The 25,681-nt window shown below is 55.1% G+C and carries 15 protein-coding genes; 6 read left to right on the top strand and 9 right to left on the bottom strand.

Annotated elements, in window-relative coordinates:
* Positions 1–26 precede the first annotated feature (26 nt).
* The 4 genes from RSSM_RS23675 to RSSM_RS23660 form a co-directional block, all read right to left on the bottom strand.
* Positions 27–2,861, bottom strand: coding sequence for a DUF1549 and DUF1553 domain-containing protein (locus tag RSSM_RS23675; RefSeq protein ID WP_052336102.1), 2,835 nt, complete (start codon positions 2,859–2,861; stop codon positions 27–29).
* A gap of 349 nt (positions 2,862–3,210) precedes the next feature.
* Positions 3,211–4,083 (bottom strand): SDR family NAD(P)-dependent oxidoreductase, encoded by an 873-nt coding sequence (locus RSSM_RS23670; protein ID WP_008685410.1) that lies wholly within the window; start codon positions 4,081–4,083, stop codon positions 3,211–3,213.
* 5 nt (positions 4,084–4,088) lie between these two features.
* Positions 4,089–5,564, bottom strand: coding sequence for a GTPase HflX (gene hflX / locus RSSM_RS23665; protein ID WP_008685408.1), 1,476 nt, complete (start codon positions 5,562–5,564; stop codon positions 4,089–4,091).
* Positions 5,565–5,788: 224 nt separating this feature from the next.
* A complete protein-coding gene (locus tag RSSM_RS23660) occupies positions 5,789–7,177 on the bottom strand; it encodes an excinuclease ABC subunit UvrC (RefSeq protein WP_315850025.1) in 1,389 nt (462 codons plus the stop codon).
* Between the two features lie 508 nt (positions 7,178–7,685).
* Between RSSM_RS23660 and RSSM_RS23650 the strand changes: the two genes are divergently transcribed.
* Complete coding sequence (locus RSSM_RS23650; protein WP_044303464.1) at positions 7,686–10,367, top strand: bifunctional diguanylate cyclase/phosphohydrolase; 2,682 nt, start codon at positions 7,686–7,688, stop codon at positions 10,365–10,367.
* A gap of 45 nt (positions 10,368–10,412) precedes the next feature.
* On the opposite strand, the gene RSSM_RS23645 is transcribed toward RSSM_RS23650, so the two are convergent.
* Positions 10,413–12,560 carry an aminotransferase class III-fold pyridoxal phosphate-dependent enzyme gene (locus RSSM_RS23645; protein ID WP_008685400.1) on the bottom strand — a complete coding sequence of 716 codons (2,148 nt, stop codon included), beginning with the start codon at positions 12,558–12,560 and terminating at the stop codon, positions 10,413–10,415.
* A 182-nt stretch (positions 12,561–12,742) separates the two neighbouring features.
* Positions 12,743–13,867, bottom strand: coding sequence for a hypothetical protein (locus RSSM_RS23640; RefSeq protein WP_236621340.1), 1,125 nt, complete (start codon positions 13,865–13,867; stop codon positions 12,743–12,745).
* 226 nt (positions 13,868–14,093) lie between these two features.
* On the opposite strand from RSSM_RS23640, the gene RSSM_RS23635 reads away from it, so the two are divergent.
* Complete coding sequence (locus tag RSSM_RS23635; protein ID WP_008685397.1) at positions 14,094–14,660, top strand: TVP38/TMEM64 family protein; 567 nt, start codon at positions 14,094–14,096, stop codon at positions 14,658–14,660.
* Here the strand turns inward: RSSM_RS23635 and RSSM_RS23630 are convergent.
* Positions 14,655–16,343, bottom strand: a complete 1,689-nt coding sequence (locus RSSM_RS23630) for a GH3 auxin-responsive promoter family protein (protein WP_044303462.1) — start codon at positions 16,341–16,343, stop codon at positions 14,655–14,657. The two genes, RSSM_RS23635 and RSSM_RS23630, sit on opposite strands and share 6 nt — an antisense overlap.
* Before the next feature lie 197 nt (positions 16,344–16,540).
* Between RSSM_RS23630 and RSSM_RS23625 the strand changes: the two genes are divergently transcribed.
* Genes RSSM_RS23625 through RSSM_RS23610 form a run of 4 tightly spaced genes read left to right on the top strand, consistent with a single transcriptional unit; the run spans position 16,541 to position 22,058 of the window.
* Entirely contained in the window at positions 16,541–18,946 is a 2,406-nt protein-coding gene (locus tag RSSM_RS23625) for an efflux RND transporter permease subunit (RefSeq protein ID WP_008685393.1), read from the top strand.
* A gap of 4 nt (positions 18,947–18,950) precedes the next feature.
* On the top strand, positions 18,951–20,033 hold the full coding sequence (locus RSSM_RS23620) for a ketopantoate reductase family protein (RefSeq protein WP_008685391.1): 1,083 nt from the start codon (positions 18,951–18,953) through the stop codon (positions 20,031–20,033).
* Positions 20,030–21,211 carry a dipeptide epimerase gene (locus RSSM_RS23615; RefSeq protein WP_044303459.1) on the top strand — a complete coding sequence of 394 codons (1,182 nt, stop codon included), beginning with the start codon at positions 20,030–20,032 and terminating at the stop codon, positions 21,209–21,211. The genes RSSM_RS23620 and RSSM_RS23615 overlap by 4 nt, the downstream gene beginning before the upstream one ends.
* Before the next feature lie 10 nt (positions 21,212–21,221).
* A complete protein-coding gene (locus RSSM_RS23610) occupies positions 21,222–22,058 on the top strand; it encodes an alpha/beta fold hydrolase (RefSeq protein ID WP_008685388.1) in 837 nt (278 codons plus the stop codon).
* Positions 22,059–22,228: 170 nt separating this feature from the next.
* Here the strand turns inward: RSSM_RS23610 and RSSM_RS23605 are convergent, their stop codons facing one another.
* Positions 22,229–23,890, bottom strand: a complete 1,662-nt coding sequence (locus RSSM_RS23605) for a GH3 auxin-responsive promoter family protein (protein WP_008685386.1) — start codon at positions 23,888–23,890, stop codon at positions 22,229–22,231.
* A gap of 63 nt (positions 23,891–23,953) precedes the next feature.
* A partial coding sequence (locus RSSM_RS23600) for a KR domain-containing protein (RefSeq protein ID WP_044303457.1) occupies positions 23,954–25,681 on the bottom strand: 1,728 nt, incomplete at its 5' end.

Raw genomic sequence — 25,681 nt, 5'->3', positions numbered from 1 at the left:
CAGGACAGCAAAGGAAAAGAAATAAATCAGTGCGTGATGATGAACTCTTTCGTGTTCACCAACGCCCACATCACGGAGGAAAGTCCGTCCGCGACCGATTCCGACTCACGGATATATTGTTTCGCAATCTCGAGTTCTTCGAGATCAGGCGTTCGAGATAACGCTCGCAGGTATGCATCCTCGACAATCGCATCGAGCGACGAGGCGACAGGTTTCCCACCACCTAGGCTCGCGTTGTCGCGTTCGCTGATCTTCCGCAACTGCCACGAATCGGGGTCGGCTAACAGTTTCTTCAGCGACGGCGTGACGTACCCGAATTGTTTGAAACGTTTCCGCATCGCTTGATAGTTTTTCTCAAACTTCTCTTGTTGCCCCTTTCGTTTCTTATCATTCAGTGCGAGGTAACGTTTCACGCGGGCAATCATCTGCACGCGAGTCTGGTCGGCTTTACGTTCGATCTGATCTCGCTGCGGGTTGTTCCTCTGGCCCGGTCCGGCCTCGCCGAGACTCGCACACGCCTGCGCCACCCATCCGTCTTTGGACGCGAGTTGTTGATACATCTCCATGTCGTTGCGCAGGTAAATCGACTGCAACAAACTCGGCGAATCGCTGCGATCGCAGTCGCAGTTGCTTTCTCGAGCTGATTGACCAAAAACCTGCAACGCAAAATTTCTCTGATTTCGTCCCTGTGGAACATCAGCGGCGATCGCCATATCCGACAACGTTGTCCGCATTTTTTCAGTTTGCACGCTCGACTGGGTTGCCAACAAAACAGCATCCCGAATCACTTCGGCGGGCAATCGCCGAGGAACATGCCGGCTAAAGTTCAGCCGATCCTTCGCGTTGGTCGGATTGGTCTGCGTGCTACGTTGATACGCGTCACTGGTCACTATTTCGCGGTGCAGCCAGTGCAGATCGAAACCACTCTCGCGAAAGCCATCGGATAGGTAAGCGAGCAACGGTTGATTGCTCGCCGGATTCGCGAGATTCATGTCATCGGTCGGATTGATAATCCCAACACCGAAGTAATTCGCCCAAACTCGATTCACGATCGACGGAGCAAAATACGGATTCGCCGGATCTCGCAACCACTGCATCAACTTCTCGCGTGGATCTTTGTCCAACACGATCGGCTCGGCATCACCCAACAGGTAGCCCTTCGGGGCGTTGACTTTGGCGGGCATCGAACCACGTTTTTTGCCCTTCATTTTACGTTGCCGCGCCGTGTTGGCGCGATTCACATACGTCAGCTCCGGAAACGGAACGATGCCACCTTCGTTGGCCCGCTTGTAGATCAACCTCCGAAGTTCACCGTTGTTCAGTTTCTCGCCACCGGTGATGTCATCTAACAGTTCCTTGCGTATCGCGGTGGCATCTTTGGCGACGGCATTGGGCCTCGCATTGATACTCGCGAAAAGCTTTGCGAACTGATCAAAGTTATCTTTTGACCATTGGTCGAACGGGTGTTTATGGCACTGAGCACACTCGATACGAATTCCGAGGAAGGCGTAGGCAAATCCGATCGCGCGTTCTTCAGGCTTCTGAAAATTTCGGCGGGCCCAAAACAGGGGCATGCCGTCACGTGACGCGAACAATCCTTCATTCCCGGGCTTGCATGCCTCGGTCATCGATTCGCAATACTCAAGGTAATCTTCGCCGTCCTGTCGACTCTGCGCAGTCACGATGCCTTCGACGAGTTCATCGTAAGGAACATTGTCATCCAGTCGCACACGAAGCCATTCGTACCAAAGGCGTGACGCCGACCCGCGCACCGGCAACGCGTTGTTGAGTTCCTGCTCGTTGTTGCCGGTCCAATCGGCAATTCGAGTTGCCCACCACGCCGCATAGCCGGGGGCGTCGAGCAAATCCTCGATCAGTTCGTTGCGTTTGTTCGGATCCTCATTGGCTAGGAAACGCCGAACTTCCTCCGCTGCGGGCAAGGTTCCTGTGATGTCCAAACTCGCTCGCCTGATGAACTCCGAATCCGTACAAAGCGGCGACGGCACGATGCCGAGCTTTTCGTGCTTTTGAGCGATCAACCGATCGACGACGTGATCCGATACCGGTGGTTCGGCAACATTACCGTCGAATTCAATTCGCCGTGTCACAGCAATCGGCACCACCGCACGGTCATACGCGACCACCACATGCGTATCGCCCGTCAATGCACTGTCGACGCGTCCGAGCTCGTTGATCGTTGCAACGGAGTCATCGTTGGTCGAAAAACGGCACAGTTCCGTAACGTCTTCCTTCGACCCATCCGCCCAGTGCGCGATCGCGGTCAACTGCTGTTGCTGGTCGTCTCCGGTAAACTGAATCGCGTCCGGCTGAATCTCCAGTCGGTCCAACGTCTGAACCGATCGATAAGTCGATGCCCCTGACTCGATCCATCGTGCGAGCGTGTTGTACTGCCAACTTTCTCGGTCAAAACGCTTGCCGCCTTCGTGCATGTCGGCATCCACTGGCTTGGCCAGTATCAAACTTTCTGCGACATCGTCGACATCCACTCGGCCCGCGTTTTCATCCGTTAAGGCGGCGTGGTCCGCTTTGAAGTCATATCCAAAGAGTGACAACTGAAACCCGCCACGTCCTTGAAACGATCCGTGACAGGAACGTCCGTTGCATCCTAAACGCCCCAGCAAAGGCATCACGTGACGTTGAAAGTCGGGAACCTCGGCGGTCTGGCGATCTGCAAATCGCTGCGAAAGAGGCTCGAGGACATCTTGAAACTGCTCGCTCTGCACACGTGAAGAGACACTCGTCGTTGGCGATTCAGCAGTCGCCCTTAAAGAGAATCCGGCATACCCCCACACCACGGCGAAGGTGACAATTCCAAGGACAGGCGATTGCGCAGGTCTCATCGCGACACTCACTCTCTAGCATCAACCGAGCGAAACATGTCGATACAGCGATCGACGCGCGGTCTACTCGGCGATGAAAATAGGCGGGAAAAACGGGAGCAGGATAGCTATCAGGGAGATAAACTCCTTCGCAAACCGTTTATACCCGACGAAACCCCGAAGTTCGCCAAAAGTCTTGTAATTTTGCATTAGCGGTTTGCTTAGCGGCTGCAAATTTTGCACTATCTCGTCGTCGCCCAGCCAAACCGTTCAATGCGAAACGGCAAACGCTCGTTTTGAACCGCAGAGGTCTTGCCCGCCTCATGGCATCTAATTCGAGCGCGGCTTCGCTCAAACATCCGCCCGGCGTTCAATCGGGAGTCTCCACCGTCCTTGCCAAGATCGCGTTGACCAGTGGCGGAGTCAGCCGGTCAGAGTAAACGAGTGCCTTTCCGCCGAGGCTCAGAATGACTTCGGACCGGCATGTTGCGATCGCCGAGTACGTCGCCCGGGCGACCCGGTCGGCCGGCCAACTGCCGAAACTCTTTGACTTTTGTCCGGCTTCGGTCCCTACCAACGAATCAAAAAATTCGCTCTTGGTGGTACTCGGGCTAACCAGCACGACGGCAATCCCCTCGGAGGTCAGCTCCGCACGCAGCGAATCACTCCAGCCATGGAGTGCGAATTTACTCGCGCAGTACTCACTCTTCTCGGGAACCGCACGATGCCCGAGCACACTGCCGATGTTGCAGATTACCGGTGTGCTGCGTCGCGTTGAAAAATCCTTCGCGGCATGGCGGAGCATTCCCATCGCGGCACGCGTCCATTGCACCGGCGCGTGAAAATTTACTTCCATGATCTGACGCATACGATCAGGGTCGGCATCCATGAACCGTCCGATCGCACCAATCCCCGCGTTGTTAACGAGCAAGTCCAACCGCCCTTGGGCGAGAGTGCGAGCCTGCGCGAGAGCCTCATCACAAACCGACATGTCAGTCACATCACCAACAACGGGATAGACCAAACGTTCGGGCACCAACTTCGATGCATCAGCAACCAATGCATCCAAACGTTCCTGTCGTCGCGCAACCGCGATCACGCGACAGCGTTTTTCGGCGAGCAGTAATGTGAGTTCGCGACCGATACCGCTGCTCGCCCCCGTAACGATGGCAACACTTCCATCGGCGATCCACCGTCGGCGATCGATCCACGATTTCGCCTTGGCTTTCGAGGGAGACTCCATTTCGCTCAGGCCACTTCACTCGACGGGCTGTCTCGAACATCGACGTTCTGCTGATTGTCGTTTTCCGCAACACCGGTCTGTCGCTCGGGTTCGCGTGAACGATCGGCATCGGGTTCACTTGCCGATGACGCGTCGTTCGACTGCGGTTGACCGTTTGTTTTGCCGAGTTCGTCCGCGAGAGTCAAACGCGTTGGGGTGATTCGCATCGCAGAGCGTTTCACCTCGCCCATCGCCGCGGCGGGCATCCGGACGCGAACCGTCACGTGAGAATCGTGAAATTCACGCGATTCCACTTTGCCTTTGGCGGACAAATAGGCGAGCAGTTTTCCGTCTTGATGCGACACATCCACTTCCACGTCGAGAAACTCACGCGAGAGCGCTTCGCCTACTGCTTCGCAAAGCGGCACCAAGCCTTTCCCCGTCTTAGCACTCACGGGGATCGCATGCGGGTAACGATCGAGCACGCGATTGAGAACCCGCGGGCTGCGAATCGAATCGATCTTGTTAAGGATTAACAGCGTATCCTTCTCCTGAATGCCGAGATCCTCGAGCACCTGATAAACCGCCGTGATCTGTTCGAACACGTTCGGGCTACTCGCGTCGGCGACATGCATCAACAAATCGGCTTGACGGGTTTCCTCGAGCGTGGATTTAAAACTAGCGACGAGAGAGTGCGGCAGGTCTCGAATGAACCCCACCGTGTCACTCAACAACACGTGTCCCCAATTTGGCAAATGCCAACGACGGGTTCGTGTCTCGAGCGTTGCAAAGAGTTTGTCTTGCGCGAGAACCTCGGCCTCGGTCAGCGCGTTCATCAATGTACTCTTTCCCGCGTTGGTGTATCCCACCAACGAAATGGTCGGCAACTCGTCGCGGCTGGCAACCTGGCGTTCTCGACGGGCTTCGACTCTCTCGAGCTCCACCTTGAGATCGTGGATGCGTTTCTGTGCCAAACGACGGTCGACTTCGAGTTGCTTTTCCCCCGGACCACGCATCCCCACCCCCATTGATTGTCGCGACAGGTGAGTCCACATGCGTTTGAGACGCGGCAACGAATACTCGAGTTGTGCTAGTTCCACAGCGAGTCTCGATTCGTGAGTCCGCGCCCCCGCCGCAAAGATGTCTAGGATCAACTCGGTCCGATCGATCACTTTGGCGTTGGTAGCCTTTTCCAGATTGCGAACCTGGGCCGGTGAAAGATCGTTGTCGAAAAAGATCACATGCGCATCATGGCGTTCAACCATCAAACGCAACTCCTCGACCTTTCCCTTGCCGAGATAGGTCGAGTGATCAGGGGTACCGCGCCGCTGCGTCAATTCATCGACGACTTCTGTTCCCGCGGTTGTGGCGAGGCCGTGAAGTTCTTCAAGAGGGTCGTCTTCAACGACGGAACCAGGCAAGATTAAACGCGCCAAGATGCTACGTTCAGGACCATCATCAACGAGAGAGATTAAGTCCGATGATTTGTGTTGATGAGACACGAGGTGGATTGGGACTCCGAAAAAGAGGTTCGAGCAGAGCGAATGGAACGACGGTATTTTGAGTCGGCATTGTCAAAAAGGACTAACGCAAACCGGGCACCGTCGCAGAACGACCAGCGAAACCGCAACGATTCAATGAGATTCGAATGCACCTCCGCGTGCGTCCGCATGCCTGCAAGGTACCATTTTAGTTCCCGAAGGGACATTCGGATGCCCAGAAAGGTTCAACGTTCGAAAGTAGATTTATTACGTAAAATGTGGTGATAATGTTGAGCAAAACGGTGGGATTCATCGCGAACATACTGCAATAACCGCAACGCGAACGCGTTTTTGCTGAGCCGCAGGGGCTCGGAATTTCCAGGGCGAAAAATCTCTTCGTCGCGTTTCGCGAGTGAAATGACTGTCGGCGGAGTGATCTCCTGATCCCGAAACGCCGCCATCGCCGAACTGAGCTGCCCCTTTCCTCCGTCGATCAACAGGATGTCGGGAAACGGATCTCCCGCGTCACTCAACCTCCGAAACCGACGGGAGACCACTTCGTAGATGCTGCGGAAGTCATCGACACCTTTGACGTCCTTGATCTTGTATCGGCGGTATCCGGGTTTGAACGGAAGCCCGTCGATGAATTGAACCAACGAAGCGACCGTTTCGTTTCCGCCCAGGTGCGCAATGTCAACGCCTTCGATAATCCGTGGCGTCTCGGACAGCCCGAGCACCTTTCTCAATCCGGTCAGCCCCTTTCTAGGATCGATGTAGAAAACCTCGGGTTGTGCATGAGTATCGAGCTCACCTCGTTCGGAAAGTCGATCGAGCATCTTGATCTCGTCACGTAGCACAGCTGCGCGTTCGAAATCCAACGCCTTGCTCGCCTCGGTCATCTCGGACTTCATCTCGCGAAGCAACTTCGTCTTGCCTCCCTCGAGAAAGGTTTGCAATCTCTTGATGTCGCGGCGATAGTCTTCCTTGCTGATCCGAAAGTTGCATGGTGCCGTGCACTGATCAATGCTTGCCAAAAGACACGGTCGAAACCATTTCCACTTTTCGTCGGACTCGCTGATGTCGAGCGTGCAGGTTCGGAATTTGAAAATTCGCTGCATCACCTGGATCGCGCCGCGAAGTGCACCGGCACTTGTAAACGGCCCGTAGAGTTTGACGCCCGACGTCTTCGGTTCCCTTGTTACTTCGACGCGCGGAAACTCTTCCCGCGTGGTGATCATCAAGTACGGGAATGTCTTGTCATCCTTGAGGTCCTTGTTGTTGCGTGGCTGAATGTCCTTGATCAACCGCGACTCCATCAACAAGGCATCGACTTCGCTCTCGCATTGCACATAGTCAATGTCAGCGATGTCATGGATCCAGTCCGCCGTGCGAGCGTCCTCGGTGGCCGCTTTGAGAAAATAGCTGCCGGCGCGGCTCCGCAGATTTTTCGCCTTGCCGACGTAGATCACCACCCCGGCAGCGTCCTTCATCAAGTACACGCCGGGTTCCTGCGGGAACGTTTTCACTTTCGCCGCCGCGTGCTCGAGACCTTTGACTTCAAAGCTCGCATCTTTCTGCGCTGCACCGGCGTCGTTTGCACCGGCGTCGTTTACTCCGGTCGCATCGGACGCTATCGCATCCGGCAGGTCGCTTCGCGGCGTACCGCCATCGGTGGAATCTTTGGAATTGGCTTTCGTGGACTTTGGGGGGGGCGGCGTGCTGATCGGGATTCCGTCCTTGGTAGCAAAAGAAAGATCAAATAATCGGGGTCGCGTCGACTCTCACGGTGAAACCAACATGACGGGTCGCACTGGATATTCCGGAAAACCGGACGCTCGGCGTCTTTAGTTTATCGAGCCGACTAGCCACGGAAATTGGATACGGCAATCGATTTAACCCGAATGATCGATTCAAAATCCCTTCGCTAATCCACTCAAAGGATTGGATGACCATGCATTTTACGCAAACCCGCAATTGTGACCAAGAGTTTGCCAGATATTCTCAACTCGACTCCAGGATTGTTGGCGGACAAACCCGGAAGCCGTGCGATGTCTGCCCTGAAAAACAGGCAGCGATGGCTCGGTATCGATCGGGGAATTTCACTGTTTTACTGTCAACTCGACTGAACTTTCGTGAAAACTCTTGTTTAAAGCTGTCCTCGCATCGCTCCGACTCGCCTTCGCACTGGTGTGCGTCGGTATCGGACTGATCCTCGGTGCACAGTGGTTCGGATTCATTCCGGATTCACGCATCGAGCAGGAAGCTGCGCGCCGCAAAACGTGCCAAAACATCGCGATCAGCACGCTCGACGACATCCGAAACCAGCGGTGGCCGATCCTGGATTCGATGCTAAAAACCATCGTCAAGAAAGACGACCAACTGCTATCGATCGGGGTTCGTACGGAACTCGGGGAACTGCGGATCGCCACCGACGATCACACGCGTTGCTGGACATCACCTGAAACGGTTCAAAAACTCACTTCGCCAGACGGCTCCCGTCCGATTGTCGTCGACGATATCCCGGAGTGGGCACGCCCCTCGCTCGCCAAACAGAAAAAAGCGGCACCACCACGCCCCGCATCCGGTTTGAATTTTGCCGAAGACGGACGGGCCAAACTCCGATCGCTCACGGAGAAATTCACCGGTTCGGACGACGCCCCCGACGATTCACCCTCGGCAGACGCGACACCATCACAGAACGATACCCTGTGCCTGGAAATCCCGATCATGCTGAAGCATCAGCATTGGGGAAATCTCGAGTTCTGTTTCCGCAAACCACCCGCCGGTCTGTTCGGTGGCGTGCTCGATGCAGGCATCACGAAGTTCATCGTCTTTTTCATCGCCTGCGGGATGGGCTCCTACACGCTGTTGATGATGCGAATCATGGGCGTGTTTTCTCGAACCCAGGTCGTTCCCGATCGCGTGCGTCAGGCACTCGACACACTCGCCGAAGGTTTGTTGGTTCTCGATGCGTCTGAGAAGATCGTTCTCGCGAACGAAAACTTCTTGACGATCAACGGCTTCGAAATGGACGAACTGATCGACCGCTTGGCCTCCGATCTGCCTTGGTTCTTCCCGAGTCAATCCACCGAAAGTGCCAAGACCGGGCGTGTCTTCCCGTGGAGCCGTGCGATCCAGGAACGCCAAAGCGTCACCGCGGAGATTCTCCGCATGACCGGACGCGACGGTGTTCACCGCGTGTTCAGCGTCAACGCCGGCCCCATCGGTGAAGATGACAAACAAAAAGGGGCACTCGTTACCTTCCAGGATGTCACGCACGTGGAGAAACACCGCGTCGAACTGGAAAACATGTTGACGATGCTCCGAAAGAGCAAAGACGAGATCACCAAGAAGAACCAAGAACTCGAGATCCTCGCTACCCGCGATGCACTCACCGGTTGCTTGAATCGACGGGCATTCTTCGAACGCATGGAGCCGATGCTCGAACAATTCCGTCGAGAGGCGAGGCCGTTGTCTTGTTTCATGGTCGATGTCGACCACTTCAAGAGCGTCAACGACACCTACGGGCACCACACCGGAGACGAGGTGTTGCGTGCGGTTTCGGCAGTCCTGCGTCAAATGTTCGAAGAACAACACATCGTTTGTCGCTACGGTGGTGAAGAATTCTGCGTCATGTTGCCCGGGTTTGATCTCGATCAAGCGTTCGAGCAAGCCGAACGGACCCGTTTGGCGATCATGAACGTTCGATTGAGCGATCCGGAATCGCTGCGTCTGACCGCGTCGATCGGCGTCAGCGAAACACGATTCGGTGCAGAAGAAACGCAGGACCTCATCAACCAAGCCGACGAGTGCCTGTACGTGGCCAAACGAGGCGGTCGTAACCAAAGTGTGGTTTATGACCCCGAACGCATCTCGGTACTCGGCGAGGAAGAACCTCAGACGTCCGACATTGCCGATCCTGACTTGGCTCAGTTGCCGTTCCATGCCGTGACGGCGCTCGTATCGGCACTAGCGTATCGAGACCCGGCGACCGCGGAACATAGCCGGCGCGTCGCCGACCTCTGCGTGAAAGCCTCCGACGGCTTGCTATGCCAGCGTGAAACGTATGTCCTCGAAATTGCCGCGTTGTTGCACGACATCGGCAAGATCGGCGTCCCTGATACCGTTCTGCATAAACCCGGACCGCTCGATGACAACGAGTGGAAAATCATGCGACGGCACAACACCGTCGGCCTGGACATTGTCGCCGGTACATTCCACTGCGAAGAACTCCAGTCGGTCATTCGCTACCACCACAGCATGACCCGCGACCCCGGTAACAACCGAACGATCGATTTCAAGAACACGCCGATTTCCTCGCGACTGCTCAAAATCGCCGACACCTACGACTCCATGACTTCGGACCGCAGCTATCGCAAAGGCTGCACGAGCGACGAGGCAATTGCCGAATTGAGACGATGTGCCGGAACTCAATTCGATACCGAATTGGTAGAACACTTCCTGAAACGAACCGTGTTCGATTCCGATGACCAGGGGCTCGGTTTCCCAACCTCTCGTGGAATCGCTCTTGCGATGCCCAAACACACCGCACTCAAAATTGGTCAGCAGATTGAACAATTGGCCGATGCGATCGACTCACAGGACATCGACTCGCTCAAGGAACTCGCGTTCGAACTCGGTGAAATTGCCGAATCCAATTTCCTAATGCCGATTGCGGAATCGACCGCGCGGATCGGTGAGGTCGTGAACAACTCCGAGGAAGACGTGCAGTGGGTTGACCTCTTCAAGGAAACACAAATCCTCATGGACCTGTGCCGAGCCACTCAAAACGCGCACCTGACAGAGGCCTCGTCGGCATACTAACGACAGTCGCTGACTTCACCGCAGGACGCAAACAGCCTTCTAAGATTAGAACCGGCCGATCTTCGAATTGACGGTGTTTACCACGACAGGCTTTAGCAAACCCAGAATGCTACTGCGAAGCGCCCGATCGAATGTGTCGACCACCGCATCAATCTCTTCCATCGTAATGCACTGAGGTGGGACAAACCGAATCAGGAAAGGCTTGTCCGGATTGAATGCAACCAACACCGGTTGCTTCGCATCATTCACGCATCGCGACGCGATCAAACCGCCAAATGAGCCGCGAACGAGACGAGGCAGTTTCGCCTCTTCGAACTCGACGCCGATCATCAATCCTTCCCCCCGGATGTCTTTGACGAGCGACAAATCACCCGAGGTTGCTTTGAGTTTGTCTCGGAAGTAGTTCCCTGTCTCTTGGGAACGCACCGCGAGATCTTGATCCTCGCCAACTTGAATCGCATGATTCGCCATGTGAGCGTTGATCTGACACCGGTACATCGCTTCCATCCGCTGAACCAAATGCTCATTGTTTTGACGAGCGAGTTCATAAATTCGCTCGTTCACCAACACCGCTGACACCGGCAACATGTTGTTGCTCAATGCCTTGCCAATCATCACGATATCGGGCTCATCGATCTTGCCTTGATGATTCAAAAAGCGACCGGTTCGGTACATGCCCGTTTGCACCTCATCGACCGCGATCGCAAAACCGTGCTTCGCGCGTTCGGCGACCACCAAAAGGTCGAGGAAATCCTGCGGACACGGCTTCACGCCACCTTCCCCTTGAATCGTTTCCAAGATGACGACCGCCACGTCTCTGGTCGCGAGCAAGTCCATCAACTGCTGTTTCCCCTCGCCGCTTTCGGAAAAAGGGTCAACATAGTGAGCGTGAGGATACAGTGGAGCAAACGGCAACTTGAATCGATCTCGCGAGGTGGCCGAAAGAGTAATAAGGGTCTTTCCAGCATAAGCCCCCTTCAACACGACGATCTTTTTGCGAGGTGCGAACGCAAGCAATGATAAGGTCAATCCAATTTCATTCGCGGTCGCACCGCTGACTGCGGGAATGACATGAGCGAAACCGGCCTTCTCATGCAATCGCGATTGCAACTCATCCCAATAATCACCATGAGACTCGTGCTTCTTCAGCACTTCATCGATCGCATCGGGTGGGTTGTGGCCATAGAGATTGACACCGTACGTGCCCGACGCATCGATCACGCTCTCTTTTCCTCGACGTGACAACGTCGTAATCCGAGCCTCGTAGGCCGAACGGATGTTCTTGTTCATTCCGCCGACATTGAGCATCGTCGCCATCTTGGGACTGCAGTGCGTCTCATAAAGTTTCGTCGCGGCCGGGTGCGAGGACATTGCCTGACGCATTTGATCAGTCACCAAATCCGGAAGACACCCAAATTCCGGAGTCGTCTTCAAGAACTCCAACGCCGTCGAAAGACTCGCACTGTTTCCGCCCCACGTGTTGCTGTGCAGGTTGTAGTCTTTCACATTGTCCCAAACGCTGAAGACACGTTTCGACATCAGGAAACAGCCCACAGGCAACTTGTGATCAGCAAGGTTCTCTCCGAAGACCACAACGTCCGGCAATACTTCCATGTTCGATGCGATCGGCCCGCCCAACGACAAATCGGTTGTCGACTCATCGAGTATCGTCCAACGCCCATTCTCGCTCGCCTCCCGCATCACCCCACCCAGTTGATCTTCCGTGAGGCTTCCGGCATGACGGATTAGCAAACTTCGAGGTGACTCGCTCGCGACGAAATCGGTAAACCGCTCGAAGTCTTTGAAATAGACCATCCCCGGCACCAAAGCTTCATCAGTGCCCGCATCCATAGGATCAAACAGTTCCTTCAACCAATCCGTCGGATCATAAACCGCCGTCACCAAATGAGTGCCGGTGTTTTCGACATGATGGTTGTGCCGAACGACCTTCAAAGCGCCCGAAAGTGATTCCGACGTCGAACTGCAAAAGAACGAATAAAAGGGTTGGGGCTCGAGGCGACGCCCATTGACGAGCGCGTGTAACAAACATGCCGCGGACGCTTCGTAGGACGAGATTTGCATGCGAACATAAAATGGAATTCGCTCGGCTATATTTTCCTGCATGCGTTCGAGATCGCTCGCATCGAATGCTCTCGACAACAGGTTTTGCTCAACCGCGGTTTGCATCATCATCACTCAACGCAATGGACAGAAAACGATATGACAAAAAACATTTCTGAATCCTCACCAGCCAAACGGCGTTCGCCGCCGCTAATGCAGTACAACCGGCGTTAACGCCTGCCAGCTATGCGATTCACTTGGTATCCGCATGGGGTAGTATCCGGACTGGGCCGTTTCCGGATTGGTTCGAAGAATCACGAAAGGATCGTTTCGATCTCTTCGATCGTCTCCGATGGTAGATCCTCAATTATTCTCGCCGCATGATGAGGCAATGAATAGTTGTCAACTGTCCCTTTTGCCAAACCTTTTGCCGCATTCGGATTCACCAACAGCATCGTAATCACTGCGGTAGCCGGCACGGCGCTCAACCAATCATCTTTCAAACGCGTCATCTCGCTTTGGCCACCATCACGGCGATTCCAGTGGGCCCAAAGTTTGCGAAGTAGCTCGATTCGAGACGCGCCGTTGTAAGCATCCGCGATCGTCACAATGAATCCATTATGAGTCAACACACCGGGGCGAACATCAGGCACGCGATTCACCTGCTCACCCATCGAAATGCGCACGGTGGCATCACACAAGTTCACGCCACCGGCTAGCGAGTTATAACTCTCACCGATCCTTGGGTTGCATTCGATATAGTACGGCTGCTCGGCGTGCGCATCATAAAAGTATTCCAATGACAGCGGACCGTGCCACTTTAGCGCGTTCCCAAACCGTTCGACGTGCTCGATGACCGGAGAATGGTTCGCGGTAATCCTTAGGGCGGGCCCGCCTCCGATCCCGGTTGCCAACACATCCGCACAGGCGACCGCGACCATCCGTCCGTCCTGAAAGACCGCTCCCACTTCTGCTTGCGTTCCAGGCGCCGGTTGCTGCAGCACGATCGGCAATCCTTCTCGCCATACCCCGGCGGCTTCAAACCGCTTCACCGTTTCCTCGAGGGCCACCGGATCGCTAACCCGTTCCACGCCAAGGCTCGCTGTACTATGAGCGACCTTAAGAAAACACGGAAAATCAGTGTGTGCGAACAGCTCCGATTTGGAATGAACGACACGCGAGACCGGAGTCGGAAGGACGAGTTCCTCCATCAGCAGGGCAAACTCAGCTTTGCTTTGAACCCTCTGAATCGCCTCAAATTCAGGAACCGCAAGGCCGACCTGTTTTAGAAATTGGCTGCGAAAACGAGAGAACGCGTAGACCTGTTCGTGAGTCGGAAACAGCACGTCATAACGTTCACGGTGGACTAATTCCGCAACGCAACGAACATACCCGACCGGATCTTTCGCAATCTGCGGGCATTTGATTCGCCGTGACACTCGGGTGGAAAAACGACACTGACACCAGGGAGACGGGTCCAGGATGTCCACGTGGCTATCACGTGCAAGGCCGTACAGTGTTTGCCTGGCTGAGTTGCTCGAACCTTCCGAAAGAAGAATGCGAGGATTTTCGATGGTTCGATTCATCTCAATGGTGGGACTGGTAAACGAACATTAGAATGACAGCCTCCTGCATCGGTCTCCAACCCTCTCCTAGTGCGAATCCATGTCCACTACGCGTCGATTTTCGGCACGCCTGATCCGATCACCGGTCTTTTACACGATCGTGTTCATTTTCGTGGCCGGATGGTTTGCGATGCAGTGGATGGCAGATCACGACATACAGGAGATTCGAGAAACGTATGGCATTCGCGCCGTCGCGATACTGTTGCCGACCCATGTACTCATGGCATTGACCCCATTTCCGTCAGATCTTTTCTCGATCGCAAACGGGGCGTTGTATGGCATGACGATCGGCACGGTCTTGAGTTGGATCGCATGGTATATCGCGGCAATGATTCAATTCGGACTCGGACGACGAGCGCGGAAAGATTTTGATTTAGAACAGGAAGCCGATCGGATTCCTAGTTGGCTAAGAGGAGTTCCTGTCGAACACCCATTGTATCTGATTTGCATTCGCCAAGTTCCCTGGTTGGGAATGCATATCGGATCGTTTGTTCCCGGTGCAGCAGGTGTGCGGTGGCAACGCTTCCTGTGGTGTTCTGCGATCGGTACGCTTCCCGGATCGTTGGTGATGTCCGGCATCGGTGCCGGAATCATGCGCTGGTCATGATCGCGAGATCGCCTCGTCGGACAATTTCCGAAATTGCTGAGCCAGTTCCGCTTTGGCAGCCAGGAAGGGATGTTTGTAGGCGTACGTATCATTGCCTTCGCCAGAGGTCTGCATGCGGCGATGTTCCGCCCACGTTCCCTGAGGCACACTGACGACCACAACACCGCCCATGCGGCGCCCTTGCAACCGCTCCTCGTACTCGCAGTTCACTTCGCTCAACCGGCGATCAGCCGCGTCCGCAACCTCGCGTAATTTTTCGCCTCCGAGTTGTTCTTCGACCAAAAGCCGATAGTAGGCGGGATCGCCGGGAACCGGCACCAGACTGTAGTGATCGATATTGAGGGCGCAGTCCTGGAACGCCTGGCCGATTGCTTGGGTAACCTGCAGTTCGCTGAGTTTCTCGCCGGTCATGCTCGAATAGTGGGCTCCTTTATTGAGGAACGTCAAACGCGGGCATTGCCCGAGGAATCCATCACAACGCACCACGTCATGGATGTCGTAGCGATACAGCCCGCTCAACGTTGACATCAGCAAGAAATATTCCTGCCCCTCTTCGAGCTCGTGCGCCTCGAGCACGGTTGGATTGTCCCTCCCGTGTTCATCACGTGGAATGAACTCGAAAAAATGGCTGTCGTAATCGAGCAAACCGGAACAGGATTCATCCTGCATCGGTGAGGTCATGTGTCCCTCACTCGCCGACAGACCGTGATCCCGGATCGGCGCATCCCCGTAGTATTCTCGCACCGACGGGAGATACGCAGCGACCGAACCGCCCATCCAAACGGAAATAACCGACAGTCCCGGCCAAAAGTCCTTGGGGTAGAGGTGGCCTGTTCGGTTCACAACTTCTTCGAGCGTTTTCGCTCGTTTGCGATTGGGGCCGCCACCGTGTTGACGCAGCGTTTGGCGAACCTCCGACGGCACCTCGATGTGATCGGACAACGTCCCATCGTGCACATCGCGAATGAGTCGCTCTTTTTGCTCATCGGCGGTCCGTGCGAGATGAACCAGTGTCAACGGATTGGCTGTCATGATCATGCCCACACGAGGCGATTCGATCGCGACACGCAGCGACGCATACTGCTTGTTTTCGGTTCCTTTTACCTTGAGCAGTGATTTCGGCAAAATAAACAACGAGTTCGTAATGCGTGGCCGAGTCTCCGCCGCGAGGCCACTGATGCTGCCGCAGGGGATCCCACCCGACGTTCGAAATTGATCCCAATCACTGGCGAGGGTGAGCGTGTGCTTTGACAACAGGTCGTGATGATCCCGGTACGAGGCGAGCCCCCAATAATTCCAACTCCTTCGATACTCATCGAAGAAATGGTTGGTGATCGGAACGTACTTCGCCTTGCTAGTCGTTCCCGACGTCATCGAGAACATCAGCACCTTGGTGTCGGGGCCAAACAAGGCTCGTGGGTTTCCGCTTTTTACCTTCTCGATGTAAGGACGGTAGGTCTCGTAATTCGCGACAGGGACTCGGCTGCGGAAATCGGCCACGCTACGGATACTGTCGAAACCGTGCTCGCGACCAAATTCGCTGTCCTGATTCAGCCTGATTTTTTCCATCAAACGGGTTCGCTGAACCTCGCGACACTCGGCCGTGCCCCGCAGGTATCGGTTCAAACGGCGCAGCCGCCAATGAAGGTAGCCAAAACGCACATAGTGGGAGATGGAATGCATGTATTTGATCGCGAATGTACGGCCGAAACGCGTCGTATCGTAATCCCCTTGGGCTGTCGTACAAGGTCGCTATCACGTAACATTTTGGCTCACGTGGGGAAGCCAAAATGGGTGCGTGTGTCGGCGTTTTCGCCTCGCAATCCGATGCCCCCGTCGCCGCCAAAAGGCGACACCTCGATTTGAACAAATGAGCGGTAATGACTGACAAACAGCTCGACCCGGATCTTCCACATTGGTTCCATTCGTCATACGTCCGCGTTGCGGCCCTGACGGTGCTCGGCCTGATCGTCTCGGCGCCGTTCGTGGTGCACGGATCGGACAGTGGCCTGCTGGCGATGTTCAACGCGCCCCTGATGTGGATCGACCGTGACGCGGACGCCCGGCAGGAGTTCAACGCATTTATCGATCTCTTCGGCTCGCACGACATGATCGTTGTCAGTTGGCAGGGATGCGTCATCGATGACGAACGTCTCGACCAAGCGGCGGACGCCGTTCGCGAGATCCAAACCCAACGTGAATCCGCCGGAAAACCGCAGCTGTTCAACAACATCTTCTCCGGGAACACGCTGATCGATTCGTTGACTTCCATGCCGATTGATCTTCCGAGGCAAGCCGCCATCGATCGGATTAATGGGATCCTCGTCGGCGAAGATGATCAGACGAGCGGGTTGGTCGTCGAACTCACCGAACACGGAGCTTTCAAACGTCGAGAAACCATCCCTCTGATTCAAAACGCCGTTTCCGATGCGATCGACATCCCGATCGACGACCTCATCATGACCGGTCCCGCGATCGACGGGATGGCCATCGATGACGAAAGCAGTCGATCGATTCAACAGTACAGCATCCCTTCGATCTTGATTTCGTTGGTCCTGTGTTGGGTTTGCCTTCGTTCGGTCTGGCTCACCATTCCGATCATCGCGGTCGGGGCTTGGGCGCAGGGCTTCATGTTGGCCTCGGTCTACTACGGCGGCGAAACGATGAACGCCATCCTGATCGTGCTGCCCGCTCTCGTTTTTGTGCTCGCCGTCAGCGTTGGCATCCACTTGGCAAACTACTTCCTTGAGGAAGTCGATCTGGGGTCGGGTGCCAAAGCCCCGAGTCGTGCGATCGCAAAAGCAACCGGCCCGTGCATCCTGGCCGCCCTCACGACCGCGATCGGGCTGGCTTCGCTATGCATCAGCGACGTGGAACCGATTCGACAATTCGGTTTTCTCGGCGCGGTCGGAGTCATCGTTTGTGTCGTCTTGTTGTTCCTCATGCTGCCCGGGTTCATGGTCATTTGGTTGCATGTATCTGAGAAACGCGGCAACACCGACTCACTCAACGCGGCACCCGCGAACCACTCGCCGCAAAAAGACGATCAAAGGTCCGTTGGACATCCGTTGTTCGCCTTCGTCGCAAATTTCATCTCGCGTTACAGCGTCATCATTCGGGTGAGTTGCATCGCCGCGATGATTGCCTTCGGGTTTGGGCTGACGCGACTACGAACCACGATCGATGTCGTATCGTTGCTCTCTGAAGACAACCGCGTTGTTCAGGACTTCCATTGGGTCGAGAACAACATTTGCCCGCTGGTACCAATCGAAGTGGTGATTCACTTTGACCACGACAGCAACGTTAACCCGATCGACCGACTCCGGATCGTCGCCGCGATTGAAAATCAAATGTCGCAAATCGATGTGCTGCAGGGCACCATGTCGGCGGTCACTTTCGTCCCCAGTTTCCCGCGGTTGACGGGTCTCGGATCGACGATTCGCAAAACGGTATTCCTAAGGCAGATCGAACAAAGCCGAGATGAGCTGATCGATTCTCACTTCCTCGCGGAAACCGAAACCGGTGAATCCTGGCGGATCAGTGCTCGTGTCAAAGGGCAAGCCGAATTCGACTACGGGCAATTTCTCGACTCACTGCAGTCAAAAGTCGACTTCGTTCTTTCCAACGCAGAAGACGCGGGTTACGAAGGCATCTCCTCATCGAGCACGGGAATGCTCGTGCTCGTCTACCGCATTCAAAAGATGCTGTTGAAAGACCTGTTCTACAGTTTTCTTACGGCACTCGCTCTCGTTGCGGTGGTGATGATGATTGCCCTTCGCAACATCCCGGCGGGGCTCATTGCAATGATGCCAAACATATTTCCGACACTCGTCATGTTCGGAGCAATGGGTTGGTTCGAGATTGCGATCGACATTGGCACCGTGATGACCGCGAGCGTCGCGTTGGGCATCGCCGTCGATGGCACGTTTCATTTCTTGAAGTGGTTTATTCAATCCATCAAAAACGGTGCCTCGAAGGAATCAGCAATTAAAATCGCCTACGAACGTTGTGGAGGCGCCCTGATTCAAACCACCGTAATCTGCGCGTGTGGATTGATGATCTACTCGTTCAGCGGTTTTCTGCCGGTGCGTCACTTCTCCTGGATCCTGTTGATGATGTTGGTGACGGCGTTGTTCGGAGATCTCGTGCTGTTGCCCGCTTTATTGGCCGGAAAACTCGGCGACTTGCTCGAGCGTACGGGGGAGTCTCTTGCGACATTGACGGCGCCCCTACCGGATCCTGATTCGCCGCAATCAACGACCAACCAACACAGTGAACCGAATTAAGTCCGTGAGCCCTTCTCCCAATCCCACGCCTGCCAAAAAGATCAGCATCATCGGCGCAGGCGCGATCGGCGGCATGTTCGGCGGTCTCATCAAACGAAATCATCCCGACATCGACGTCGTCATGATTGCTCGAGGAGAACACCTTCGAACGATGCAGCAGAACGGAACCGTGGAACTGCGAGGCAAATGGGGCAGCGTTTCGGTTCCCGTCACCGCATCGTCTGAACCGAACGCAGTCGAAGGCTCCGACTTGATCCTTTTCACCGTCAAAACGCAAGACACGCGGGAGACGGCCGAGCGATTTGCATCCTCCATTGGCAGCGCCACCGTCGTCTCGCTGCAAAATGGGATCAACCAACGAATTCTCTCGCAGATACTGCCAGCCGATCGACTGTTGGTAGGCATGACGGCGACCAACATGGGTGTCATTGCGCCGGGTGTCATCCAGTGCACCCGACGTGGGATGAGCGTGATTGGACCGGCATCGCCGGAGGTACCACACACGGTTGTCGAGCAGGCAAGACGCCTACTGGATTCGTCAGGACTCCCTGTGGCATCTTCCGACGCGATCCTAGGCGTTCAGTACAACAAGCTACTCTTCAACACGATGGGCTATGCCTCGGTCCTATCGGCGACCGACTTTTTGCGTGACGGGATACTCAATCAGAATTGGCGAAACAGCGTCGCGATGCCGATCCTAGAGGAAGGATTTCGGGTACTCCACGCCGCGGGGATCACCGTTGAAAACGCATGTGGCGGATCCGACGTACTGAGATTTCGCCGATTGATGAAGATACTCAACTTGCCTTGCCTGGACACCATTGTTCGCGGTGTTGCGCAAGGCCCGTTGCATCCGCCCAAACTTGTATTCTCGGTGTATCAAGACTTGATGCGAAATCGACCGACCGAAATCGACTACGTCAACGGAGAGATCGTTCGATTGGCCGATGAAGTGGGCGTCCCTGCACCTTACAACTCAAAAGTTGTTCGCATGGTTCACGAATTGGAACGAGCAACGGAAAAGCACTTTCACAGTCGTGAACAGATCGCGAAACACTTCCGTGAACTTACCGGGAAACAGCGATGAGAATAGTTTCGCTCGCTGCAATGATCGTCCGCTTGCGGCTGAAAAAAGAGTTCAAGCACGCGTCGTTCTCACGATCCTACACCGACAATTTTATTGTCCGATGTGAACTGGCGGATGGAACGATCGGATGGGGCGAAGGTATCCCGCGTGAGTACGTCACGGGAGAGTCTCCCGAAGGCGCGATGGAACAAATCGCCGCGACAAATCTGAGCAAACAACTCGGTGCGGATTGCTCGGACTGGGAGGATGTTCTTCAGACGTGCCGAAACTATCAACCCGACGCCGGAAAACCGAACCCGCGACGTTGTCTCACCAACGCTCACCGGTGCGCAGTGGAACTCAGCATTCTCGATGCATATGGACGCCTCTTCCAATCACCGCTGAGCGACGTCGCGAAGATGGTCCCAAAGACATCCGACATCTATCGACCTGTTGAACGCGTTCAGTATTCGAGTGCCATCAGCTCCGGTAAACCGCGAAAAGAAGTACTCAGCTCGCTGGCGATGCGGATTTACGGGTTTCGTCATTGCAAAGTCAAAGTAGCAATGACCCCTGATCGCGACCCCGAGCGTTTAGGTCGGATGCGGCGATACGTCGGATCGCGCATGGATCTTCGGGTTGACGCCAACGAAGCGTGGCAGCCCGAAGAAACAGCCAAACGTATCGAGGCATTGGAACCGTATGGGATCACCTCCGCCGAACAACCGGTATCGCATCACAACGTCGCTACACTCTCAGAAGTCAGACGAAACGTCCAGACGCCGATCATGCTCGATGAGTCACTCACGAGCGAGTTTGATGCCGAGCGTGCGATCGAAGACGAAACCTGCGACCTGTTTAATATCCGACTGTCAAAATGCGGCGGCTTTTTGAGCAGTTTGAACCTCGCAGCGATGGCCCATCACGCCGGCCTCGGCTATCAACTAGGTTGCCATCCCGGCGAGTCAGGTATTCTTTCCGCAGCCGGTCGCCATTTCGCAACCTCCATCAAAAACATTCGCTACCGAGAAGGTTCCGCTGACGGCCATTTATTGAAAGACTTTATCATCAACGAATCAATCACATTCGGACGAGGCGGATGGGCGCCGGCAATATCTGCACCCGGACTCGGTATTACGGTCGACGAATCCAGTTTGGCTCGCTTGGTATTGCAATCACGATCATATCCCATCACTTGATCAACAACCGATGATCTACCCTGAGCTGAAATACTACCGTGCAATAGACTCGCGAAACCTAGCAACTCGCTACTGGGGCACGAAAGAGCCTATCGCCGATGTGGTTTTCCTACATGGGATTGTCAGTCACGGGGGTTGGTACGAAGCCAGTAGTTCGAGCCTCGCCGGCGATGGGTTCGCGGTGCATTTCCTCGAACGACGCGGGTCGGGATTGAACCTCGAAGGTTCCGGCGACGTGGACCATTGGACGACATGGGTCTCGGACGTGGTGACATATATTGAGTCGCTTCCCCAAGACCGTCCCAAAATACTCGCCGGAATCAGTTGGGGCGGCATCCTCGCGACGTGCATCGCCCGTCGACATCCGGAGTTGCTGAGCGGTCTCGTTCTCATCTGCCCCGGCCTCTTTTCAAACAAGGCTGCCAATCGGGCTCAGCGTGCGGCGTTGAGTTTGGCCAAGCGGATCAGGCTGTTGAACAAAAAGGTTCAGGTCCCACTTCAAGATCCCGCTCTTTTCACCAACTCACCGTCTTGGCAAAAGTTCATTGAGCAGGACCCACTCGCGCTTCGACAAATCACGATACGGTTCGCCATCAACAACCTTGAATTGCTCCAACAAGCGACGAGTCAACCGGAGCAGATTAAAACGCCCGTGATGTTGGCACTCGCAACGACCGACCCGATCACCGCGAATGAACCGACACGAAACTTTGTTCGGCGTTTCGGTTCGACGCAAAAAAAGATCGTTGAGTACGAAGGCGCCTCTCACACGCTCGAATTCGAAGACGACCCATGGGCTTACTTCCGCGACCTTTCCAATTGGTGCAAACAAATCGCAACGGCCTGAATCAATACGCAGCCGAACGAAGCTCAGGTGACGCTAGGCATTAAGGACCGATCCGAGTGCCTCAATAAATCATCTCGCCGGGTGTTCGCTCGGTTGTCTCATGGGAACCGAGTCAAACGCCGGTCGGCAGATGAGTATTGAACGAGGTTATTCTCGTCCGAGGCGACGAATCACCGTCCGCTAGCCAGGGTGCCGGCAGGCAATTGATCGAGAACCGAATCGGAAGTTCCGAGAAACGTGTGCTTGTACTGTTCCTGTGTTCCGCCGCGGTTTGCGATTTTCTCGTTGCGGAGACGCTCCCACGTTCCCGACGGAACCGTTCGAGGCAAGATCGGCAGCAAACGTTTTGTTTTCAACCGGTTTTCGTATTCGCAGTTCAGATTCGAAAGACGAGAATCAATCGCTTCAGCCAGACGTTCGACTCCTTGATCTGCTTGCGATTCGATCAGGAGCATGTACCGAGGCACGCTATCCATCACCGGCACCAACATCACCGTTTCCACCGAGCGTTGCGAGTCAACGAAGGCCTCTCGCACCGCCGTGGCAACTTGATACTCGGTCAACTTTTCGCCGGTCATGTTGCTGCAATGCACGCCTTTGTGAAGGAACGTCAGCAATGGCGTTTGCCCCTCGTATCCGGCGCACTGCACCACATCGTGAATATTGTAGCGAAACAATCCACCGGAGTTGGTCAACAAGATGTAATATGACTGTCCCTCTTCGAGTTCATGCGACTCAAGAATCGTTGGGTTGTCGTTTCCGAATTCCGCCGCAGGGATAAATTCAAAGTAGTTCGAGGTGTAGTCCAACAATCCCGCATTGGATTCATCGTTCATCGGAATGGTCATGCGACCTTCGCTGGCGGATAAACCATGGTCACGGAAGGCACAATCACCGTAGAGTTTCCGAACATCGGGAATGAAGGCACCGACGGAACCGCCCATCCAGACACCAACAACAGACAACTCCGGCCAAAAGTCGCGAGGCAACAGTCGTCCCGTGCGGTTGACGACCTCTTCGAGTTCATTACATCGGCGTCGACTCACACGACGCACTCGACTCTTCAACGAATCCGCGTAATCGACATCTTGATTTGGCATCGTGACGGTTCCATCACGCAAGTCTTTGAGCAACGTTTCTTTATGCTGATCGGCGAGGTTGGCCAAACTGATCAGGGTCAACGGATTGGCCGTCACGATCATGCCGACTCGTCGCGAAGGCAGTGACAGGCGAAGGGTCATGTACTGGCGACTCGTCCAGTCGCTGATCTTTCCGACCTGAGGCGGAACGATAAAGGGACGACGAACAACGGCCGGACGGATTTCCGCAGCGAGTCCGCTGATACTGCCACACCACACGCCCGCGTCGGTTTGGCTCTCCTGCCAATCGCCCGCCAAATGCACGTAGTCTTTTCGTGCCAAATCCATATGGTCGATGTGCGTCTTCAGCCCCCAGATCTTCCATCCACGCTTGTAGCTCTTGATGAAGTCATCCGTCACCGGAATGAGTTTCGGCTTCTCCGTCGTTCCCGAGGTCAGCGCGAACATTAGCAACCGGGTACTCGGACCGAACATCGCACCCGGGTTCCCATTCCGCACCTCATCCATGTAAGGCCGTAGATATTCAAAGTCAGTGATCGGAATCTGGCGGCGGAAGTCATCGGTGTTGCGGATCGATGCTAAGCCATGCTCGCGGCCGAACCGACTGTCGGCGCAAAGGCGCACTTTGTGGAGCATGACTTGTCGCTGGATCTCGTGCGAACGGACACTATCCGCCAGCATCTTCTTGACAATCCTTGTCTGCAGTTGGATGTACGCCCAGCGAGCATTCATAAACGGGTCTCAGAAATGACTTTCAAAGTTCGGTGGGGAGCCGACCGGAGTAGACTCGCTGCTTCAAAGAGAAGGCAGACTCGGCTCGCCGAGCAGGGCAGCGATCTTTTCGGACATCGAATAGACGTTAGGCGGAGTCATCATCGTAAAGTGATGACCGGAGACTTGATGCAACCGCAGTTGCACAAACTTGCCCCAACCCAGATCTTCGTCGAAAGAATGCCCGGTTGCGTGAGTGAGCAATCCGGTCACCTCCGGCCGCAACATTTCGACCATCAGATAGCTTGGAGGCGGCTGGTATCCTTGCAAAATCTTGACGTGTTGTTTGCAGACGTTGATCAGTCGTTCGAGATAATCTTTCGTCGTCTTTGCGGGCAAGACTCCGTGATCGATCGATAGTCGCAACACAAAGTCGAGTGCGTCCTGCTCACTTAGACGATGCAATTGCTCGTACGTAATCTCCATCGAAGTTCCTGCAAAGTAGTTTGCAAACTCGACGAGGTCGACGAGGAACATCGCATTGTCGCCGAGGTCCACGCTTTCAAAGACGACCGGTAACGGCGAGTCAATCATGACCAGCGACTGGATGTCCTGCTTCTGCTCTTGCAATCGTCTCGCGATTTCATAAGCGAACACACCGCCCGTCGACCACCCCAGCAAGCTGTACGGTCCTTCCGGGTAGGTCTCTCGGATGATTCTCGTGTAGTCGGTAACCAACGCCTCCATGGTGTCGTGTGCCGTCGAGCCGGCGTGCAAACCCTGCGCACGCAAACCGTAGACGGGGCGTCCCTTGATCGAACGTGCGAGCGAATCGTAGCAACGCAAATCGCCGCCCACCGGATGCAAACAAAACAGTGGTGCACCGTCACCCTGGGATCCTCCGAGCGAAACGATGCCCGGTTTGGATCGCGGTTCGACTCGAGCAGGCGACGCCTTGACTGCGGCCCCATTGACGGAAACCGAATCGCCGGCGACCGATGCTGTCGCAGTCCCCTTCGTCGTGGACGCGAACGCTTCATTTGCAACACGAGCGATGGACGCCACACTCGGATCGTCAAACAAAGCAGACATCGGCAACTCGATCCCGAGCTGAGCTTCGAGTTTGGACCGTAACTCCATCCCCATCAACGAATCGAGGCCGAGAGACGCCAACGATTGATCCGTTTCAATCGCGTCGACTTCAATGCCCATGACATCCGCAAGCGATGAGGCAACAAACCGTTCGAGTTCCTTCAAGCGTTCGTCAGCTGACGCTGCACTCAACATCGAAAATAGTTTTTCGTCGCGTCCCCCGCCCGACTGCGTCTGTCCTTTCGAACCGACGGCGGACCGGAACTCGCTGAGCAAACTCGAACCGCCACCAGCCATTTTGCCGATCAACGCATCCCAGTGCACGTTCATGACTGCGAATGGCGTGGTCGACCGACGTATCGCTCGGTCGAGGACATGCATCGCCGTGCTAGGCGCCAAAGGGCTCATTCCGCGTTCTGCGAGTTGACGACGCACTTCCGGAGTCGCCGCCATTCCCTCGGCATCCCATGGTCCCCACGCGATCGATGTCGCCGGCAAGCCGGATTGATGACGCAGAAATGTCAACGCGTCGAGAAACGCATTTCCAGCGGCATAGTTCGCCTGCCCCGGAGATCCGATCGTTCCCGCCACCGAAGAAAACATCACGAAGAAATCAAGCGTTTCACCAAATTGTTCGTGCAGGTTCCACGCCCCTCGGGTCTTCGGCAGCATTGCCTCGCGGAGTTGATCCATTCCCATCGATTGCATCAAGCCATCACG

The organism is Aporhodopirellula sallentina SM41, assembly GCF_000346505.1.
Classification (GTDB): Bacteria; Planctomycetota; Planctomycetia; order Pirellulales; family Pirellulaceae; genus Rhodopirellula; species Rhodopirellula sallentina.
The sequence above is the reverse complement of the archived record's forward strand: the minus strand, read 5'-3'. Positions and strand labels throughout refer to the sequence as shown.

What these genes read in the sequence shown, in the direction of transcription:
- RSSM_RS23675 (WP_052336102.1), bottom strand. Translation starts at nt 2,861, where the DNA reads ATGAGACCTGCGCAATCGCCTGTCCTTGGAATTGTCACCTTCGCCGTG.
- RSSM_RS23670 (WP_008685410.1), bottom strand. Translation starts at nt 4,083, where the DNA reads ATGGAGTCTCCCTCGAAAGCCAAGGCGAAATCGTGGATCGATCGCCGA.
- RSSM_RS23645 (WP_008685400.1), bottom strand. Translation starts at nt 12,560, where the DNA reads ATGATGATGCAAACCGCGGTTGAGCAAAACCTGTTGTCGAGAGCATTC.
- RSSM_RS23635 (WP_008685397.1), top strand. Translation starts at nt 14,094, where the DNA reads ATGTCCACTACGCGTCGATTTTCGGCACGCCTGATCCGATCACCGGTC.
- RSSM_RS23630 (WP_044303462.1), bottom strand. Translation starts at nt 16,343, where the DNA reads ATGCATTCCATCTCCCACTATGTGCGTTTTGGCTACCTTCATTGGCGG.
- RSSM_RS23625 (WP_008685393.1), top strand. Translation starts at nt 16,541, where the DNA reads ATGACTGACAAACAGCTCGACCCGGATCTTCCACATTGGTTCCATTCG.
- RSSM_RS23615 (WP_044303459.1), top strand. Translation starts at nt 20,030, where the DNA reads ATGAGAATAGTTTCGCTCGCTGCAATGATCGTCCGCTTGCGGCTGAAA.
- RSSM_RS23610 (WP_008685388.1), top strand. Translation starts at nt 21,222, where the DNA reads ATGATCTACCCTGAGCTGAAATACTACCGTGCAATAGACTCGCGAAAC.
- RSSM_RS23605 (WP_008685386.1), bottom strand. Translation starts at nt 23,890, where the DNA reads ATGAATGCTCGCTGGGCGTACATCCAACTGCAGACAAGGATTGTCAAG.